8 protein-coding genes, 1 tRNA gene and 3 rRNA genes are annotated in these 20,248 nt (G+C 68.0%); all 12 read left to right on the top strand.

The features are described 5' to 3' along the window. Positions 1-195 precede the first annotated feature (195 nt). A 16S ribosomal RNA gene (locus ORG17_RS10880) occupies positions 196-1,717 on the top strand. A gap of 426 nt (positions 1,718-2,143) precedes the next feature. After that, positions 2,144-5,271: ribosomal RNA gene (locus tag ORG17_RS10875) — 23S ribosomal RNA — on the top strand. A 158-nt stretch (positions 5,272-5,429) separates the two neighbouring features. Then, positions 5,430-5,546, top strand: a 5S ribosomal RNA gene (gene rrf, locus ORG17_RS10870). Together the 16S, 23S and 5S rRNA genes form the textbook arrangement of a ribosomal RNA operon. 116 nt (positions 5,547-5,662) lie before the next feature. Continuing rightward, positions 5,663-7,150, top strand: coding sequence for a glutamate--tRNA ligase (gene gltX / locus ORG17_RS10865; protein ID WP_214528033.1), 1,488 nt, complete (start codon positions 5,663-5,665; stop codon positions 7,148-7,150). Between the two features lie 6 nt (positions 7,151-7,156). Then, positions 7,157-8,188: an NAD(P)/FAD-dependent oxidoreductase gene (locus ORG17_RS10860; protein WP_214528032.1), complete on the top strand. Its 1,032-nt coding sequence runs from the start codon at positions 7,157-7,159 to the stop codon at positions 8,186-8,188. A 45-nt stretch (positions 8,189-8,233) separates the two neighbouring features. Further along, positions 8,234-8,305, top strand: a tRNA-Gln gene (locus tag ORG17_RS10855). A gap of 394 nt (positions 8,306-8,699) precedes the next feature. Beyond that, positions 8,700-11,483: an AMP-binding protein gene (locus ORG17_RS10850; RefSeq protein WP_214528031.1), complete on the top strand. Its 2,784-nt coding sequence runs from the start codon at positions 8,700-8,702 to the stop codon at positions 11,481-11,483. 368 nt (positions 11,484-11,851) lie between these two features. Then, positions 11,852-12,814, top strand: a complete 963-nt coding sequence (locus tag ORG17_RS10845) for a glycosyltransferase family 2 protein (protein WP_214528030.1) — start codon at positions 11,852-11,854, stop codon at positions 12,812-12,814. Beyond that, a complete protein-coding gene (locus ORG17_RS10840; RefSeq protein WP_071246821.1) occupies positions 12,811-13,776 on the top strand; it encodes a glycosyltransferase family 2 protein in 966 nt (321 codons plus the stop codon). The genes ORG17_RS10845 and ORG17_RS10840 overlap by 4 nt, the downstream gene beginning before the upstream one ends. After that, positions 13,773-17,345, top strand: coding sequence for a glycosyltransferase (locus tag ORG17_RS10835; protein ID WP_214528029.1), 3,573 nt, complete (start codon positions 13,773-13,775; stop codon positions 17,343-17,345). The genes ORG17_RS10840 and ORG17_RS10835 overlap by 4 nt, the downstream gene beginning before the upstream one ends. Beyond that, positions 17,332-19,281: a PIG-L family deacetylase gene (locus tag ORG17_RS10830; RefSeq protein ID WP_301630808.1), complete on the top strand. Its 1,950-nt coding sequence runs from the start codon at positions 17,332-17,334 to the stop codon at positions 19,279-19,281. Before ORG17_RS10835 ends, ORG17_RS10830 begins: the two co-directional genes overlap by 14 nt. Next, positions 19,266-20,234: a glycoside hydrolase family 16 protein gene (locus tag ORG17_RS18355; RefSeq protein WP_214528027.1), complete on the top strand. Its 969-nt coding sequence runs from the start codon at positions 19,266-19,268 to the stop codon at positions 20,232-20,234. The genes ORG17_RS10830 and ORG17_RS18355 overlap by 16 nt, the downstream gene beginning before the upstream one ends. The last annotated feature ends 14 nt before the right edge of the window (positions 20,235-20,248 follow it).

Raw genomic sequence — 20,248 nt, 5'->3', positions numbered from 1 at the left:
AGCGGGGAGTGCGTCTGGTCCTTGAGAACTCAACAGCGTGCACATTGTCAATGCCAATTTATTGATTGACCTCGTGCCTGGTCGGCTTGCTGACTGGGTCATGAAGCAATTCCTTTTGGATTGAAGATTGTCAGTAGACAGTCAACAGTCAGAATCAACTCGGTCTGATGCCTTCGGGTGTTGGGTCTGTATTTTTTTACGGAGAGTTTGATCCTGGCTCAGGACGAACGCTGGCGGCGTGCTTAACACATGCAAGTCGAACGATGATGCCCAGCTTGCTGGGTGGATTAGTGGCGAACGGGTGAGTAACACGTGAGTAACCTGCCCCTGACTCTGGGATAAGCGTTGGAAACGACGTCTAATACTGGATATGATCACTGGCCGCATGGTCTGGTGGTGGAAAGATTTTTTGGTTGGGGATGGACTCGCGGCCTATCAGCTTGTTGGTGAGGTAATGGCTCACCAAGGCGACGACGGGTAGCCGGCCTGAGAGGGTGACCGGCCACACTGGGACTGAGACACGGCCCAGACTCCTACGGGAGGCAGCAGTGGGGAATATTGCACAATGGGCGAAAGCCTGATGCAGCAACGCCGCGTGAGGGATGACGGCCTTCGGGTTGTAAACCTCTTTTAGTAGGGAAGAAGCGAAAGTGACGGTACCTGCAGAAAAAGCACCGGCTAACTACGTGCCAGCAGCCGCGGTAATACGTAGGGTGCAAGCGTTGTCCGGAATTATTGGGCGTAAAGAGCTCGTAGGCGGTTTGTCGCGTCTGCTGTGAAATCCCGAGGCTCAACCTCGGGCTTGCAGTGGGTACGGGCAGACTAGAGTGCGGTAGGGGAGATTGGAATTCCTGGTGTAGCGGTGGAATGCGCAGATATCAGGAGGAACACCGATGGCGAAGGCAGATCTCTGGGCCGTAACTGACGCTGAGGAGCGAAAGCATGGGGAGCGAACAGGATTAGATACCCTGGTAGTCCATGCCGTAAACGTTGGGCGCTAGATGTAGGGACCTTTCCACGGTTTCTGTGTCGTAGCTAACGCATTAAGCGCCCCGCCTGGGGAGTACGGCCGCAAGGCTAAAACTCAAAGGAATTGACGGGGGCCCGCACAAGCGGCGGAGCATGCGGATTAATTCGATGCAACGCGAAGAACCTTACCAAGGCTTGACATACACCGGAAACGGCCAGAGATGGTCGCCCCCTTGTGGTCGGTGTACAGGTGGTGCATGGTTGTCGTCAGCTCGTGTCGTGAGATGTTGGGTTAAGTCCCGCAACGAGCGCAACCCTCGTTCTATGTTGCCAGCGGGTTATGCCGGGGACTCATAGGAGACTGCCGGGGTCAACTCGGAGGAAGGTGGGGATGACGTCAAATCATCATGCCCCTTATGTCTTGGGCTTCACGCATGCTACAATGGCCGGTACAAAGGGCTGCGATACCGTAAGGTGGAGCGAATCCCAAAAAGCCGGTCTCAGTTCGGATTGAGGTCTGCAACTCGACCTCATGAAGTCGGAGTCGCTAGTAATCGCAGATCAGCAACGCTGCGGTGAATACGTTCCCGGGCCTTGTACACACCGCCCGTCAAGTCATGAAAGTCGGTAACACCCGAAGCCGGTGGCCTAACCCTTGTGGAAGGAGCCGTCGAAGGTGGGATCGGTGATTAGGACTAAGTCGTAACAAGGTAGCCGTACCGGAAGGTGCGGCTGGATCACCTCCTTTCTAAGGAGCATCTGGCCTCGTGTTGTCCCTTATCGGGGCACGCATGGTCCAGGCGCCTGATTCGGACCGAACGTGTCCGACGGGTAGCTCATGGGTGGAACATTGACAGTGCAGTTGGGAGTGATGCTTCCGACCTCAGTACGCTCTGCTTGCAGGGTTGGGACGGGTCGGGGTGGAGCGACTGGCTGGTGCACGTTGTTGGGTCCTGAGGGACCAGGCTTCCTGTCGTCACGTGAGTGGTGGTGGGGGTTGGGCCTACGGGTCCTTCGTCGGGCCAGGGTGAACCTACCGTTGTGGTGGGGGAGTGCTGGTGCCGATCGTATGTTGAGAACTACACAGTGGACGCGAGCATCTTTGATTCGCGTCATCCATGATCAGCCCTCGGGTTGTTGATTGGTGACGTTGGATCGCAATTTTAATCTTTGTGGTCAAGTTTCTAAGAGCAAACGGTGGATGCCTTGGCATCTGGAGCCGATGAAGGACGTAGAAATCTGCGATAAGCCTCGGGGAGCTGATAATCGAGCATCGATCCGAGGATTTCCGAATGGGGAAACCCCGCCAGGCGTTTTGCGACCTGGTGACTCCCGCCTGAATATATAGGGCGGGTAGAGGGAACGTGGGGAAGTGAAACATCTCAGTACCCACAGGAAGAGAAAACAACATGTGATTCCGTGAGTAGTGGCGAGCGAAAGCGGATGAGGCTAAACCGATCATGTGTGATAGCCGGCGGGCGTTGCATGGTCGGGGTTGTGGGACACGTCACTCAGTTCTGCCGGACTGGGACGGTTACAGCGCATCATAGTCGAACCGGTTTGAAAGCCGGGCCGTAGTGGGTGCCAGCCCCGTAGACGAAATGGTGTTATGGCCGGATGTGTATCCCAAGTAGCACGGGGCCCGAGAAATCCCGTGTGAATCTGTCAGGACCACCTGATAAGCCTAAATACTCCCAGATGACCGATAGCGGACAAGTACCGTGAGGGAAAGGTGAAAAGTACCCCGGGAGGGGAGTGAAATAGTACCTGAAACCGTTTGCTTACAAACCGTCGGAGCCTCCTTAGTAGGGGTGACGGCGTGCCTTTTGAAGAATGAGCCTGCGAGTTAGTGATATGTGGCGAGGTTAACCCGTGAGGGGCAGCCGTAGCGAAAGCGAGTCTGAATAGGGCGTTTGAGTCGCATGTTCTAGACCCGAAGCGAAGTGATCTATCCATGGCCAGGTTGAAGCGACGGTAAGACGTCGTGGAGGACCGAACCCACTTCAGTTGAAAATGGAGGGGATGAGCTGTGGATAGGGGTGAAAGGCCAATCAAACTTCGTGATAGCTGGTTCTCTCCGAAATGCATTTAGGTGCAGCGTTGCGTGTTTCTCGCCGGAGGTAGAGCTACTGGATGGCCGATGGGCCTCAACAGGTTACTGACGTCAGCCAAACTCCGAATGCCGGTGAGTGAGAGCGCAGCAGTGAGACGGTGGGGGATAAGCTTCATCGTCGAGAGGGAAACAACCCAGACTACCAACTAAGGTCCCTAAGCGTGTGCTAAGTGGGAAAGGATGTGGAGTTGCACAGACAACCAGGAGGTTGGCTTAGAAGCAGCCACCCTTGAAAGAGTGCGTAATAGCTCACTGGTCAAGTGATTCCGCGCCGACAATGTAACGGGGCTCAAGCACACCACCGAAGTTGTAGATTTCGCACTATAGACAAGCCTTCGTGGTTCAGTCGTGCGGAGTGGTAGGAGAGCGTCGTGTGGCGAGTGAAGCGGCGGAGTGATCCAGCCGTGGACGCTACACGAGTGAGAATGCAGGCATGAGTAGCGAAAGACGGGTGAGAAACCCGTCCTCCGAAAGACCAAGGGTTCCAGGGCCAGGTTAATCCGCCCTGGGTAAGTCGGGACCTAAGGCGAGGCCGACAGGCGTAGTCGATGGACAACGGGTTGATATTCCCGTACCGGCGAACAACCGCCCAAGCTAATCCAGTGGTGCTAAGAGTCCTAACCCGGTACAACCGGATCCCTTCGGGGTGATGGTGGCCGGTCTAACGCTCGACCCCATGCTGGTGCGGTTAGCGTATGAACAGGTGTGACGCAGGAAGGTAGCTGAGCCAGGCGATGGTATCCGTAAGGTGAACCTGGTGTAAGGATGTAGGGCTGACGATAGGCAAATCCGTCGTCTGTGTGCCTGAGATCCGACGCGTACCCGTAAGGGCAAATCAGTGATCCTATGCTGCCGAGAAAAGCATCGACGCGAGGTTGCAGCCGCCCGTACCCGAAACCGACTCAGGTGGTCAGGTAGAGAATACCAAGGAGATCGAGAGAATCGTGGTTAAGGAACTCGGCAAAATGCCCCCGTAACTTCGGGAGAAGGGGGGCCGGACACGTGACCGGATTTACTCCGTGAGCGTTGAAGGCCGCAGAGACCAGTGGGAAGCGACTGTTTACTAAAAACACAGGTCCGTGCGAAGTCGCAAGACGATGTATACGGACTGACGCCTGCCCGGTGCTGGAAGGTTAAGAGGAAGGGTTAGCCTTTGGGCGAAGCTCTGAATTTAAGCCCCAGTAAACGGCGGTGGTAACTATAACCATCCTAAGGTAGCGAAATTCCTTGTCGGGTAAGTTCCGACCTGCACGAATGGCGTAACGACTTCCCAGCTGTCTCAACCGCGAACTCGGCGAAATTGCACTACGAGTAAAGATGCTCGTTACGCGCAGCAGGACGGAAAGACCCCGTGACCTTTACTACAGTTTGGTATTGGTGTTCGGAGTGGCTTGTGTAGGATAGGTGGGAGACTGTGAAGCGGGCACGCTAGTGTTCGTGGAGTCATTGTTGAAATACCACTCTGGTCACTTTGGATGTCTAACGTAGGACCCTGATCGGGTTCATGGACAGTGCCTGATGGGTAGTTTAACTGGGGCGGTTGCCTCCCAAAGAGTAACGGAGGCGCCCAAAGGTTCCCTCAACCTGGTTGGCAATCAGGTGGCGAGTGTAAGTGCACAAGGGAGCTTGACTGTGAGACTGACAGGTCGAGCAGGGACGAAAGTCGGGACTAGTGATCCGGCAGTGGCTTGTGGAAGCGCTGTCGCTCAACGGATAAAAGGTACCTCGGGGATAACAGGCTGATCTTGCCCAAGAGTCCATATCGACGGCATGGTTTGGCACCTCGATGTCGGCTCGTCGCATCCTGGGGCTGGAGTAGGTCCCAAGGGTTGGGCTGTTCGCCCATTAAAGCGGTACGCGAGCTGGGTTTAGAACGTCGTGAGACAGTTCGGTCCCTATCCGCTGCGCGCGTTGGAAATTTGAGAAGATCTATCCCTAGTACGAGAGGACCGGGATGGACGAACCTCTGGTGTGTCAGTTGTTCTGCCAAGGGCACCGCTGATTAGCTACGTTCGGACCGGATAACCGCTGAAAGCATCTAAGCGGGAAGCCGTCTTCGAGATGAGATTTCCATGCACCTTGAGTGTGAGAGGCTCCCAGCAGACTACTGGGTTGATAGGCCGGATGTGGAAGCGGGGACTAACGACCCGTGGAGCTGACCGGTACTAATAAGCCGAAGACTTGATAACACACTGATTTCCGTGCACTTGTTGCACGGGCTCGCGTCCACTTTGTGGTTCCCGACAGACGATCGGGAATCGAAACTGAATACACCGCTCTGTCTTCTTCACGGAAGACAGTAGCTGGGACAGCTTTGAGACCAAATGCATGATCTGGTCGAGAGTGTTCCGGTGGTCATAGCGAGAGGGAAACGCCCGGTCACATTCCGAACCCGGAAGCTAAGCCTCTCAGCGCCGATGGTACTGCAAGGGGGACCTTGTGGGAGAGTAGGACGCCGCCGGACTTAACGTAGAAGAACCAGGGAACCCCTGACCATTAGTGGTCAGGGGTTTTCTGCGTTCTGCGACCCATCCACAGGGCCGGTGGGAGGGACAGGTGCCGCGGTAGGGTTGACGGGTCATGACTGCGCCATTCACCACCGCCTCCGGCTCCGACATCCGCGTCCGCTTCTGCCCGAGCCCGACGGGGACCCCGCACGTGGGGCTCATCCGTACGGCGCTCTTCAACTGGGCGTACGCCCGCCACACCGGCGGCAAGCTCGTGTTCCGCATCGAGGACACCGACGCCGCCCGCGACAGCGAGGAGTCGTACGCGCAGATCCTCGACGCGCTCCGCTGGCTCCGGCTCGACTGGGACGAAGGGGTGGACGCCGGCGGCGAGCACGGACCGTACCGGCAGTCCGAGCGAACCGCGATCTACGACGACGTGATCGCGAAGCTCAAGGAATCCGGCCACATCTACGAGTCCTTCGTCACGCCGGACGAGATGGAAGCCCGCAACAAGGCCGCCGGTCGTGACCCCAAGCAGGGGTACGACAACCACGAGCGTGACCTGACCGATGCCGAGCGCCAGGCCTTCCGCGACGAGGGCCGCGAGCCGGCACTCCGGCTGCGGGTCCCCGACCGTGACCTGAGCTTCGACGACCTGGTGCGCGGTGAGATCACCTTCAAGCAGGGCACGTTCCCCGACTTCGTGGTGGTCCGCCCGAACGGCAAGCCGCTGTACACGTTCACGAACCCGGTGGACGACGCCCTGATGGGCATCACCCACGTGCTCCGGGGTGAGGACCTGCTGTCGTCGACGCCGCGGCAGATCGCCCTGTACGAGGCCCTGTACGAGATCGGTCTCGCGCCCTCCATCCCCGTGTTCGGGCACCTGCCGTACGTGATGGGGGAGGGCAACAAGAAGCTCTCGAAGCGTGACCCCGAGTCCAACCTGTTCCACCACCGTGCCGCCGGCATGATCCCGGAGGGGCTCGTCAACTACCTGGCGCTGCTCGGCTGGTCGATCGGCCCCGACCGCGACGTGTTCTCGATCGACGAGATGGTCGCGGCGTTCGACGTCACCGACGTGAACCCGAACCCGGCCCGCTTCGACCACAAGAAGGCCGAAGCGATCAACGGGGACCACATCCGTCTGCTGGCGCCGGAGGACTTCCGGTCGCGCCTGCTGCCGTACCTGTCGGAGTTCATCAGCGACCCGGCGACCCCGGAGCAGCTCGAGGTCCTGACCAAGGCGGCTCCGCTCGTGCAGGAGCGCATGCAGCTGCTCGGCGAGGCACCGGCGATGCTCGGGTTCCTGTTCACCTCCGACGCCGACCTGGTCGTCGAGGACGACGCACTGGCCTCGCTCAAGGGCGACACGGCGACGGTCCTGGCGGCGAGCACCGCGGCACTCGAGGGCGTCCAGGACTGGACCACCGAGGCCGTCGAGGGCGCGCTCCGTGCAGCCCTCATCGACGAGCTCGGCCTGAAGCCCCGCGTCGCCTTCGGCCCGCTGCGCGTGGCGGTGTCCGGACGTCGGATCAGTCCGCCGCTGTTCGAGTCGATGGAGATCCTGGGCAAGGAGTCCACCCTGATCCGGCTCCGCGCCCTCGCGGCGCGCTGACCGACCGTGAGCAGCACGGCGCACACCGTCCCGGTCGTGCACGACGTGGCGATCATCGGCGCTGGTCCGGCCGGGCTGAGCGCTGCGCTCAACCTGGTCCGTGCGAAGCGCACCGTGCTGCTCGTCGACGCGAACCGCCCCCGGAACGCCGCGACGCTCCGGTCGCACGGGTTCCTGACGCGCGATGGCATCTCGCCGCTCGAGCTCCGGAAGCTCGGGCGGACCGAGGTCGAGGGGTACCCGGAGGCGACGGTCGTGCAGTCCGTCGTCGACCATGTGGCCCCGGACGCCGACACGGACACCTGGCGGGTGCACGGCTCGTGGCGCGGCACCGAGCTCGAGGCTCGAGCCCGGACGGTCGTCGTGGCGACGGGGTTGCGTGAGGAGTTCCCGGCGCTGCCGATGCTCCGCGCGTTCTACGGCACCGCGGTGCACAGCTGCGTCGAGTGTGATGCGTACGACAAGGCCGGGCAGCCGCTCGCGTTCATCTGCGAGACCGACGACGTGGTCGACCGGGCGCTGCTCATCGCCTCCTGGACCGACGACCTGATCGTCTACACGAACGGGGTGGCGCCGCTCGACGACGCGGGCCGCGCTCGGCTGGCGTCGGCGGGGGTCGTCGTGGACGAGCGGGTCGTCGAGGACCTCGAGGGCGATCGCTCCGGGATGACCGGCGTCCGGCTCGCCGACGGCCACGTCGAGCCGCGGACCGGTGGGTTCGTCCGACCGGTGTGGCACGCCGACCTCGACTGGCTGCGCACCAGCGCCACCACGAGTACGAGCGCCACGAGCGGGAACACGGCCGCGAACAGCGACACGCCCGGAGCGCTCGAGGGGCTCCAGCGCGACACGCAGGGACTCCTCGTGGTCGACCGGGTGGGCCGGACGTCCGTCCCGGGGCTCTACGCCGTGGGAGACGTCACGCCTCCCGGGCCGGAGCAGCTCATCGTCGCCGCCGGACACGGAGCCGCGACCGCCGCCGCCGTGCACCGAGACCTGGTGGGTGGTCTTGCGGACCTCCGGGATGCTGTACAGTAGTTGATCGTGCCCCGGGTGACCGGGCCAGAAGGCCGACAGGCCTTTTGGGGTATGGTGTAATTGGCAACACAGCGGTTTCTGGTACCGTCGTTCTTGGTTCGAGTCCAGGTACCCCAGCACTCGATGAACAGCCCCCGGGATCTCCCGGGGGCTGTTCTCGTTCCGGGCTGTTCTCGTACCGGGCTGATCTCGTTCGCGGCCGCGCTGGTTCCGAGCGTCCTCATCGGGGATGCACGGCTCATCCACGGTCACGCCACGGCTGATCCGGAGGTTGCGCGGAACCGCACGATCCCCGAGCCGGGCGAGCCGCCGTGCGGAAGGCGCCCACGGCGGTGGTCCGGTCGTTCCGGAGTCGTACCGTCCGTGGCGGGCGCAGGCCGCGCCTCCAGGCCGGTTGCGGTTCCCCGCACCGGGCTCTCGACTGCTCGCGGGCGGGGGGAGCGCGGACCTACGGTCGGAAGACCGTCGCGGGAGTCGTGGCGGTCCGCTGCTGAGCACCCGAGGTGTCATCGTGACCTCCGTCGACCCGCTGACGACCGTCGATCCCTGGAACCACCCCGCAGCCGTGCCCGCGGCGGCCGACCACTCCGTGCTGGACCGCTGGGACCGCGTGGTGGCACTCCGGGGCGACGCCGCCGCGCTCGCGGGCGACGGCCGCCCGTACACCTACGCCGAAGCGGACCGGGCCTCGCGCGCGCTGGCCGCAGCCCTGGCCGTGACGCTCCGACCCGACGACCACAGCGGCGCCGGAGTCGGCGACACCCCGGGCGGGGCGTCGAAGCCGGTCGGGCTGATGGCGGGGCAGTCGACCGAGGCCGTGATCGGCATCCTCGCGCTGGTGCGTGCCGGACGGACCGTGGTGGTGCTCGACGACCACCTGCCCGCAGCACGCCTGGCGCACGTGGCCCGGCTCGCCGGCGTCGACGAGATCGTGGCCGACACCGAGCGTGCGGCGCTGGCCGCTGCCGTCGTCGCGGAGCGGGACGGCCGGGTGCACGCACTCGGCGAACTGCTGGACGCGGGCGAACCGCTGGACGCGGGCGGTCCCGGCGCGGCCCCGTCGGCGGACACCGTCGGCGTGCGCCCCGGCGGGCGGGACCCCTTCGCCATCGTCTTCACCTCCGGCTCGACCGGCATGCCGAAGGGCGTCGTCCTGACGCACCGGCAGCAGATCGCCGATGCCGAACAGGACGCGGTCGCGCTCGGACTCGGCCCCGGCGACCGGCTCGGTGTCGTCCTGCCGCTGTCTTTCGCCGCCGGGCTCCTGTTCTCGTTCGACACGTTGCTCTGCGGCGGCACCATCGTGCTGCTCGAGCCGCGTGAACTCGGTGTCGAGCGGCTGCTCGGGCGGTTCCGGGACGACGACGTGAACGTGCTCGTCTGCACCCCGCACCTGCTGCGCTCGATCATCGGGTCGCAGAGCGCCCCCGGGTCGCACGGGACCGCAGCCGGAACCGCACCGGTGCTCGGCGGGCTGCGCTTCCTGATGACCACGGGCGAGTCCGTCACCGGCGCCGACCTCGCCGCGGCCCGACCCCACCTGGACCCGGACACGCTGCTCCTGAACGCCTTCGGCTCGAGCGAGACCGCGTGCGTCGCCTACTGCCCGGTGCCCCCGGGCGAGCCGGTGCCCGAGGGCGTCGTGCCCGCCGGGTGGCCGTTGCCCGGCAAGACGGTCCTCGTGCTCCGTGAGGATGGCAGCCCTGCCGACCCGGGGGAGACCGGCGAGCTCGTCGTGGTCTCCGACGCCCTGACCGCGGGCTACTGGGGCGCGCCGGAGAAGACCGCCGAACGGGCCGGACACACCGGCGAAGCCGAGGCCGTCGCCGGCATCCCCGTCGGGACCCCGAGCTGGCGGCAGGGCGACCTGGCACGCGTCGACCCCGACGGGCGGCTCGTGCTGCTCGGCCGATCCGACGACGCCGTGAAGGTCCGCGGCTACCTGGTCGAGCCGAGTGAGGTCGAGGCGGCCCTCCGCGCGGTCCCCGAGGTGCACGACGCGGTCGTGACGGCACAGGTCGACCCCGGTTCCGTCACCCGGCTCGTCGCCTACGTGGTCGGTCGCCCGGGGCACCGCACCCCGGCACCGGGCGCGCTCCGCCGGGCGCTCCGTGAGCGGCTGCCCGAGTACATGGTGCCGGCGTCGATCGTGCCGATGACCGAACTGCCGCGGAACGAGCGCGGCAAGGTCGACCGGGCCGAACTCCCCGGGGCGCCGAGCGTCGAGACCGAGATGGTCGAGGGCGAGTACGACCAGTGGGAGCTCGTCGTCGGGCAGATCTGGGCCGAGGTGCTCGGGCTCCGGGGCGTGCACCTGGACGAGGACTTCTCCGCGCTCGGCGGCGACTCGCTGTCCGCCGAGGAGATGCTCGCCGTCGTGCAGGACCGGCTCGGGGTCGACCTGCGCTCCTCGGACGTGCTCGAGCACCCGACGCTCCGCGCCTTCGCCCGACGGGTGCGGAGCGGGACGAGCGCGCTGCCGAGCCACCCCGACGTCGTGAAGGTGTCCGAGGCGCGCGAGGGCGGCCGTCCGCCGGTGTTCTGCTTCGCCGGTGGCGGTGCCCTGGCGCTGACGTTCCTGCCGCTCTCGCGGCACCTGCCCGCGCACGACCTGTACGCGTTCCAGCAGCACGCCCTCGAGCGCCGTGGGATGCCGGACTGGAACATCGAGCGGAGCGCCCGCCGCTACCTCGCCCTGATGCGCATCGTGCAGCCCCGCGGCCCGTACCTGCTCGTCGGGCACTCGCTCGGCGGACTCGTCGCGCTCGAGATCGCCCGGCTCCTCACCGAGAGCGGCGAGCAGGTCGAGCACGTCGTCCTGCTCGACACCTACCTGCCCCGCACGAAGTCCGAACAGGCCCGCCTGCACTTCGGCCGGATGGAGCCGCGCGACCAGCCGAACACCGCCGTCCGGGCCGTGCAGCGGGGGCTCGACCGCGCCGTCAGGCGGGTGCTGCCCGCGGGTGTGCCGTACGGAGCGCTGTTCGCCAAGCGGCTCCGTGCGTACACGGCCGGCGTGCTGCGACACGGTGGGCAGAAGGACTTCGACGCGTTCTTCGACCAGGCCGAGATCGTCACCAGACGCCACCACCCGACGCCGTTCCACGGGAGGGCCACCTACGTCCTCGCCGACGCCAACCCCGACGCCGCCGGGTGGTCCGCCCTGCTGCGCGGGCCCACCGAGATGGTGCGGATCGCGAGCGAGCACACGTCGCTGCTGCGGGAACCGCACGTCGCCGAGCTGGCGGTCGCGCTGCGGGCCGCCTTCGAGACGGCGGACGTGCCGCAGGTCTGAGACCGGCCCACGAGCGGACGGGAGGCGCGGTGCCGGCTGGCACCGCGCCTCCCGTCCGCTCGTCCTGCGTCCACCACCCGCCGGCCGCCGCGCCGGAGGGCCAACCTGCACGAGGGTTGCGGGTTTCCGTATCCGCACCCGGGTGTCCGCAAGGGACCGCACCGCGCATTGACCCTCCCGCTGGCCACGGCGATGGTTGGAACCGCGGGGGAGAGTACCCACTCACCCGCGGCAAGCAGGCGGCGTCGTACCCGCGTCCCGCTGCTCGACCGACGACGGTCACCGTCGTCGATGCGTCATCCGAGGACGCGCCGCTCGTCTCGACGAGCCACCACCCGACAGCAACCCTGACCCGACAGGACCGCGCCATGCCCGCACGTACCGTTCGCCCTGCAGACCCGAGGGTCTCCGTCGTCATCCCGGCACGGAACGAGGCCCGCAACCTCGAGATCATCCTCCCGAAGCTCCCGCCCGTGTACGAGGTGATCCTGGTCGACGGCAACTCCGTCGACGACACCATCGCCGCCGCCCAGCGCGTGATGCCCGACATCCGCGTCGTGCACCAGACCCGCAAGGGCAAGGGCAACGCCCTGGCCTGCGGCTTCGAGGCCGTCACCGGCGACATCGTCGTCATGTTCGACGCCGACTGCTCCGCGGACCCCGACGAGATCCCGCGGTTCGTCCAGGCACTCATCGACGGCGCCGACGTCGCGAAGGGCACCCGGTACTCGCTCGGCGGTGGCAGCGACGACATCACGATCGTCCGGAACATGGGCAACCGCGGCCTGAACATGCTCTGCAACATCATCCTCGGCACCCGCTACAGCGACCTCTGCTACGGCTACAACGCCTTCTGGGCGGACGTCCTGCCGGAGATCGGTCTGCTGTCGTCCGAGCTGCCGAAGCCGGCCGACGGTTCGATGCTGTGGGGCGACGGGTTCGAGATCGAGACCGTCCTGACCTGCCGCTGGTCGGCCGCCGAACTCGCGATCACCGAGGTGCCGAGCCACGAGAAGCTCCGGGTGCACGGTTCCAGCAACCTCAACGCCGTGACCGACGGCATCCGCGTGCTGAAGTCGATCATGCACGAGCGTCGTCGCGCCGCCATCGGCCGTGCCGAGGTCCGTCGCGCGGCGATGAGCGTCGTCCCGCCGGCCGAGCAGCTCGCCGCGCCGGCTGCTCCTCCTGTCGCTGCTGCGCCCGCCGCTGCGTCGCCGGTCGCTGCGTCCGTCGCGACCCCCGTCGCCGCGTCCGCCGTCGCCGGGGCGTCCGTCGTCGCCGGGGCGTCCGTCGTCGCGTCCGTCGTCGCCCTCGAGGAGGACGTCGCGTGACGACCGTCGCGGTCGTCATCTGCGCCTACACCCAGCAGCGCTGGGGTGACCTGCAGGACAGCGTCGAGTCGGCCAAGCGCCAGCCCGAGGGCCCCGAGGTCGTCGTCGTCATCGACCACGAGCCCGAGCTCCTGGCCCGCGCCGCCGCGCGCTGGCCGGAACTCCGGGTCGTCCCGAACACCGAGGACCGCGGACTCTCCGGGGCCCGCAACACCGGTGTCGCCCTGACCGACGCCGACGTCGTCGCGTTCCTGGACGACGACGCCACCGCGGACCCCGACTGGCTCGGGCACATGCTCACCGCGCTCGAGGACCCCGACGTCGTCGGTGTCGGCGGTCGTGCCACGCCGTCCTGGCCGACCGCGACCGGCCCCGGCCCGTACGCCGACGAACTGCTCTGGATCGTCGGGTGCTCGTACCGCGGGCTGCCCGAGACCCCGGGCGACGTCCGCAACGTCATCGGGTCGAGCATGGCGTTCCGCCGCGACGCGATCCTGCTCGCCGGCGGTTTCCGCTCCGGCATCGGCCGCGTCGGCAACCAGCCGCTCGGCTGCGAGGAGACCGAACTCTGCATCCGCATCGCCCAGGCCCGTCCCGGCGCGCGGATCCGGCACGAACCGCGCTCGAACGTCTCGCACCGGGTCTCCCCGGACCGTGTGACGATGCGCTACCTGCGCCGCCGCAGCTACTACGAGGGGATCTCGAAGGCCGTGCTGAGCCGTCGGGTCGGCACCGGTGACTCGCTCGCCAGCGAGTCGACCTACCTGACCCGGGTGATCCCGGGCGCCGTGCTGCGCGAACTGCGTCACGTCGGTCGTGGCGGAGGCCTGCGGGCGTACGCCATCGCGCTCTCCGTCGTCTCGACGGTCGCCGGCTACGCCGTCGGCCGGGTCCTCGGCACCGTCGTCGTGCGGACCCCGCCCGCACCCGCCCCGCTCCCGCAGCCGGTGGGCACACCGTGACCCGCGCGACCCTGGCGATGGTCCTCTCGCCGGTCGTGACCGGGCCGCTCGTCCCTACCTGGGACGGCGCGCTCTGGGTCGGCGAGGTCGACCGTGCCGACGTGCACGCGTCGAGCCACCGGGACGTCATCGCCCTGCAGGGATCGACCGGGTACGGGCGTGCACGCCTGCTCGTCCGCGACCACGGCGAGCCGCTCGGCTTCGTCGAGGCCGAGATCACCGAACGCCGCCGCATCGGCGGCACCATCGACGTCCGTGCGCTGCAGCGCGCGATCCGGCCCATGCCGGCACCCGAGCGTCGGCCGGCAGCAGGTCTGGTGCTGCCGTCCGTCACCGTGGTGCTCTGCACGGACGGTGCCGCCGGCACGACCATGCGGTCGGTGCTCGCGAACGGACACCCCGACTTCGACGTCGTCGTCGTCTCGCACGGCGCCGACGACGGCGGTGTGGCGACCGTCGACATCGGCGGACGCCGCGTCACCACCATCGCCGCGCCCGACGGCGGCCTCGCCGCCGCGCGGAACGCCGGCCTGCTCGTCGCGACCGGCGACGTCGTCGCGTTCGTGGACGAGGGCGCCGTCGTCGACGGCAGCTGGATCGCCGCGATCGCCCGTGCCTTCGCGGCCGACCCGGACGTGGCCTGCGTCACCGGGCTCGTGCCGAGTGCCGAGCTCCGGACGCCGGCGCAGCGCTGGCACGACGACCGCACCCCCGGTGGGCGGACCGTCCGCCGCCGGGTGTTCCGGCTCGACGACCCGGTCGACGACCTCCCGCTGCACCCCTTCGCCGCCTCGGCCTACGGCACCGGCGCGAACCTCGCCGTGCACCGCGCGACCGCGCTCCGGATCGGTGGGTTCGACACCGCCTTCGGCCCCGGCACCCGCGTCGGCGGCGGCGACGACCTCGACCTCTTCACACGACTGCTGTTCGCCGGATCCGCGATCGCCGTCGAACCGGCCGCGATCGCGTGGCAGCGATCGGCGGACGACGTCGCGTCGCTCCGCGCCGCCGCTGCCGCGCACGGCCACGGACTCGGAGCCTGGATGACCAAGAACGCACTCGACCGCGACACGCTGACCGCCTCGGTGGACGCGGCACCGGAGGCCATCAGCGCCTTCGCGCGCCTCGGCCTCGAGCAGGGCGACGACGCTGACGACGCTGCTCCGGCGAACGGCCACGGGACGGGCACCGCACGCGACGCGGACACCGTCGACGCCGTCGACGCCGTCGACGCGGAGTTCGCGGCGACGAAGCGTCGGTTGCGTCGCGTCGAGCGGCGCTCCGTGCTCACCGCTCCGGTCCTGGCGCTCCGGGAACGCATGGGCGGCGCGGGAACGATCGACCGCACGGCGCACGGCCGCCACGAGCTGCAGCGCGGCCTCGACACCGCGGGGCCGGCACGACCGACCCCCGGTGGCGCGATGGGGCCGGCGGCGCGACTCGGTGCCGCCGCGATCGTCGTGCTGACGCTCGTGCTGGCCGCCGTCGGCAGCGTCGTCGAGCTGCCCACGCTGCGGGCGAGCGCCGTCGCGGTCTTCCTGTTCGCCCTGCTCGGAGTCGCCCCGATGCTGCTCGTCCGTCCGATGTCCCTCGCACGGTTCGCCGTCCTCGCCGTCACCGGGTCGCTCGTCGGCACGATCGCCATCGGGTACACCATGGCGACCTTCCACATCTGGGCGCCGACGGTCCCCTTCGTCGGTGTCGTCGTGCTCACCGCGGCGGCGCTCGCCGTCTCGGTACCCCGTGACGTGGCGGAGCTCCGTCGCGCCGGACTCGTGCACCGTGCGACCGCTCGGCCCCGGTGGAGCACGACCGCCACCGTGACGGCGCTCTCGCTCGGCGGGCTCGTCGTCGTGGTCGTCGCCGCGCTCACCCACATGGGCGACCCGGTGCCCGCCGGCCTGTTCGGCTCGCTCGGCCCGGGCCTGGTCGTCGGCCTCGTGCTCGTCGTCGCCGCCGCGGTCATCGCCCCGGTGCGCGGTCGCGGGCTCGCCGTGCCGGTCGTCGTGCTCGGCGGTGTCGTGCAGCTCGCCCAGGCGATCACGTACGGCGTGCCGACCGTGACCGCCGCGGCCCGGCACATCGGTGTCGTCGAGTACATCCGCCAGTTCGGTGGGACCAACCCGTCGGCCGACATCTTCCAGACCTGGTCCGGCCTGTTCGCGGGCGCTGCCTGGGTCGCCGACGTCGGGGGCATCGTCAACACGATCCTCATCGCCGCCTGGGTGCCGGTCCTGCTCGCGTTCAGCACGACCATCGCGGTCGGGGTCCTGGCGGCGCACTGGCTGCCCGGCGCCCGTCGGCCGTGGATCGCAGCGCTGCTGACCGCGATGACCGGTTCGCTCAACACCACGTACTTCTCGCCGCAGTCGACCGGCATCCTGATGTCGATCGTGATCCTCGTGCTCGCCACCGGACCGCTGCGCGACGCCGCCGTCACCACCGCCGACGGCTCGGTCGCCGCCAAGCCGCGGGCACGGCGGGTGGGGCTCTCGCGGATCATCGCGATCACCCTCATCGGCATCGTGCTCGCCGTGACGCACCAGATCTCGCCGTACCTGACGGTCGCCGCACTCGTCACGCTCATCGTCTTCCGGATGCTCCGCCCCTGGTGGCTGCCCGTCGTCGTGCTCGTGCCGGCGGTGGTCTTCGCCGCGCTGAACGGTGACATCCTCGGACGGTTCCTTTCGCTCGCGGCGGTCGGACGCGTGCTCGACAACGTGCAGCCGCCCGCGCACGACATGACCGTCCTGCCGAAGCCGCTCGTCACGCGCCTGGCGTTCGACATCCCGGCAGCCGCGCTCGTGGTGCTCGGGCTCATCGCCCTGGTGACCGTGCTGATGCGGCGCGACCGGACGCACTGGGCGCTGCTCGCCACCGCCGCGAGCCCGATCTCGCTGCTCGTCGCCACGAACTACGGCCAGGAAGGCGTCTTCCGCGTCGTGCTCTTCGCGACGCCGTGGATCGCGATCCTGGCGGCGGCGCTCCCGATGCCCGCCGGTCGGTTCGCCCCGGTCGGGGCGGTCCTGCAGCGGGGGATGCGCCCGTCCGCCGTGCGGTTCGCGGTCGCCGGAGCAGCGGTGGCGGCGCTCGTCGCGATCGGTGCGTTCGGGCAGACTTCGCTCGACTGGAACCGCGTCATGACCCGGAGCCAGTCCGCGGCGACGCAGTACTACGACCGCACGGCACCCGCGGGCTCCGTGATGCTGCTCACCGGTTCGGCCAACGCCGTCCCGAGCAACACCGGCGCACGGTACTTCGACGTGGGCTACCTGTCCCGCGAAGCACTCGGCCCGTACCCGGACCCGACCGGCGGCTACGACGCCGAGGCCGACCTGTCGAACGTGACGCGGGAACTGGTCGTGAACTGGTCGGCCACCGGCTACTACGCCCTGGTCGCGGAGCCCTTCGGCGCCTACGACGAGCGGTACGGCTACCAGAGTGACGCCGACTACCAGGAGCTCGCCGCCGCCATGGCGTCCTCGCCCTACTGGAAGCGGGTCTGGTCGTCGGGGACGACCGCGATGTACGAACTGACGACGGAGGGCCTGCGCCATGCAACCGACTGAACCGACCTCCGACAGACCGCGGCGGACGCGACGGGCCACCGTCGCGTCCGTCGCGGGCGTGGTCGCCACGGTGCTCGCCGTGCTGGTCGCGCCGAACCTCGCGGTCCAGCCCGCCGTGGCCGCGGCGGCGGACTGCAGCGCCGGGCGGGTGCTCAACGTCGTCGCCCACCCCGACGACGACCTGCTCTTCCAGGGCACGGACCTGCGGAAGGACATCGACGCGGGACGCTGCGTGCGCTCCGTGATCGTCACCGCCGGTGACGCCGGCAAGCCCGACTGGTACTGGCAGGAACGCCAGGTCGGGCTGATGGCCGCCTACGCGAGCATGGCCGGCGTCGACCCGGCGTCGACGACCGGCTCCACGACGGTCGCCGGACGGACCCTGCTCACCGAGACCCTCACTGCCGACCCGCGGATCAGCCTGGTCTTCATGGACCTGCCGGACGGCAACGTCGAGGGCAACGGCTTCTGGGCGAACGGGTACGAGAGCCTCCAGCGCCTCTACACGGGCGACATGGACACCCTGCACACCGTCGCCGACGCCCCGCACAGCGCCACGTACACGCTCGCGCAGCTCCGGGCGACGCTGCAGGGGATCGTGCAGGACTTCGCACCGACGGACATCCACACCCTCGACCACGAGGGCGAGTACGGCGACGGGGACCACAGCGACCACCACACGGTCGCGTACCTGACCGACCAGGTGCAGCGGCAGTACACCGGCGCGCACGGCTTCACCGGGTACATGGGGTACCCGATCGCCGACCGTCCGGCGAACCTGACGACGGCCCAGACCCACGCGAAGGCCGACGCGTTCTTCACCTACGCCGCTCATGACAGTGAGACCTGCGCGTCGTACCAGGCCTGCTCGGCGCGACCGGAGACCTCGTGGCTCAGCCGGCAGTACACCGCCGGCTCGCCGGTGCCGACGAACCCCACCGACCCCACGGACCCGACCCCGACGCGGACGGACGTGACGGGTTCGGCGTCGGTGACGGCGAGTGCGGAGAACCCGGCTGACGGTCAGACGGCTGTGAAGGCGGTCGATGGTGTGGTGAGCGGGTACCCGGATGCGCCGACGGCGGAGTGGGTCGCGCCGTCTGGTCGTGCGGGGACGTGGATCCAGCTCGGGTGGGCGAAGGCGACGGCGTTGGACGCGGTCGACCTCGCTGATCGGCCGAACTCCGTGGACCAGGTGCTGGGCGGGACGTTGACGTTCTCGGACGGCTCGAGTGTGCAGGTACCGGCGTTGAGCAACGGTGGTGCGGTGCAGCGGATCACGTTCGCGGCGCGCAGTGTCACGTGGGTGCGGTTCACGGTGACGTCGGTCAGTGGCGGGACGCAGAACGTGGGTCTTGCCGAGATCCGCGCGCTGGCGCCGGCGAGCAGCAGCGGCGGCACGACGCCGACGCCGACGCCGACGCCGACGCCGACCCCGACCCCGACGCCGACCCCGACGCCGACCCCGACCCCGACGCCGACCCCGACCCCGACGCCCACGCCCGCTCCGGGCCTGCGGGACGTCACCGGCTCGGCCACCCCGACGGCGATCGCCGACAACCCGGCCGACGGCCAGACCGTTGCGAAGGCCGTCGACGGCGTGGTGTCCGGCCACCCGGTCGACCACACCGCCGAGTGGGCCGTGCCCTGGGGACGGACCGGCATCTGGATCCAGCTCGACTGGGCCGCCCCCGTCGCGCTCCAGCGCATCGTCCTGCACGACCGTCCGAACAGCGACGACCAGATCACGAGCGGCACGCTGACGTTCTCGGACGGCAGCCAGGTCGCCGTGGGCGCACTCCCGAACGACGGCAGCGCCCGGACGGTCGACTTCACCGCCCGGAACGTCACCTGGGTGCGGTTCACCACCACCGGGGTGTCGAACAGCACGATCAACGTCGGTCTCTCGGAGGTCCGCGCGTGGGCAGCTGGATGACCCCGGACGAGGACGGCCCCCGCCCCGTCGCCGAGCAGTCGGCCGCCGCGCACGGTGCCGCACCGGCGCACGGCCTCGGCGCCTCCCGCCACCGCACCCCGCTCCGGACACGAGGACGACGGGTCGCGATCGTGGCCGCGGCCCTGATGGTCGCGGTCGGTGCCGTCGCCGCGGCGACCACCGGCACGACGTCCGTCGGCCCCGGACCCAGCGGGGTCGCGATGCCGACCGGCGACGGTGACGGCTGGAAGCGGGTGTTCTCGGAGGACTTCGACGACACCACCTCGTCGGGCGGGTTCGAGGCGGCCTACGACGACCGGTTCACCGTCTACCACGGCTTCGCGGACACCGCGGGGACCGGTCGGTACCAGGCGTCCACGCTGAGCGCCCACGACGGGATGCTCGACATGCACCTGCGCACGACGAAGGCGGGCACCCCGCTCGCCGGCGGGGTCGTCCCGCTCGTCGACGGACGATGGGGTGGTCAGACCTCCGGGCGCTACAGCATCCGGATGAAGAGCGACGAGGTCGACGGGTACGGGGTGGCGGTGCTGCTCTGGAGCGACGAGAACGTCTGGGCGCACGGCGAGATCGACTTCCCCGAGGGCGCGCTCGGTGCGCCCGCCTGGCTGAACGTGCACTGCCTGGTCGACCCGGCCGAGAAGTGCGTCCACCACGAGACCGACGCGTCGCTGGCCGACTGGCACACGTACACGATCGAGTGGACGCCCTCGCGGATGTCGTTCCTGGTCGACGACGAGGTCGTCGGGAGCACCACGCAGGACATCCCCGTGGAACGCATGCACCTGGTCGTGCAGACGGGATCCCTCGAGGGCCTGCCGCCCCGGGACGCCGCCGGGTCGTTGCTGGTCGACTGGATGACGATCGACGTGCCTGCCGACGGCGAGAGCCCCCGGGCCACGCTGCCGTCCACGGGACCCGCCGCCGGCTGACGGCGCCGGGTCCG

It is taken from the genome of Curtobacterium flaccumfaciens pv. betae (assembly GCF_026241855.1).
Lineage (GTDB): Bacteria > Actinomycetota > Actinomycetes > Actinomycetales > Microbacteriaceae > Curtobacterium > Curtobacterium flaccumfaciens.
This window is presented reverse-complemented; position numbering and strand designations above follow the sequence as displayed.

What these genes read in the sequence shown, in the direction of transcription:
- gltX (WP_214528033.1), top strand. Translation starts at nt 5,663, where the DNA reads ATGACTGCGCCATTCACCACCGCCTCCGGCTCCGACATCCGCGTCCGC.
- ORG17_RS10845 (WP_214528030.1), top strand. Translation starts at nt 11,852, where the DNA reads ATGCCCGCACGTACCGTTCGCCCTGCAGACCCGAGGGTCTCCGTCGTC.
- ORG17_RS10830 (WP_301630808.1), top strand. Translation starts at nt 17,332, where the DNA reads ATGCAACCGACTGAACCGACCTCCGACAGACCGCGGCGGACGCGACGG.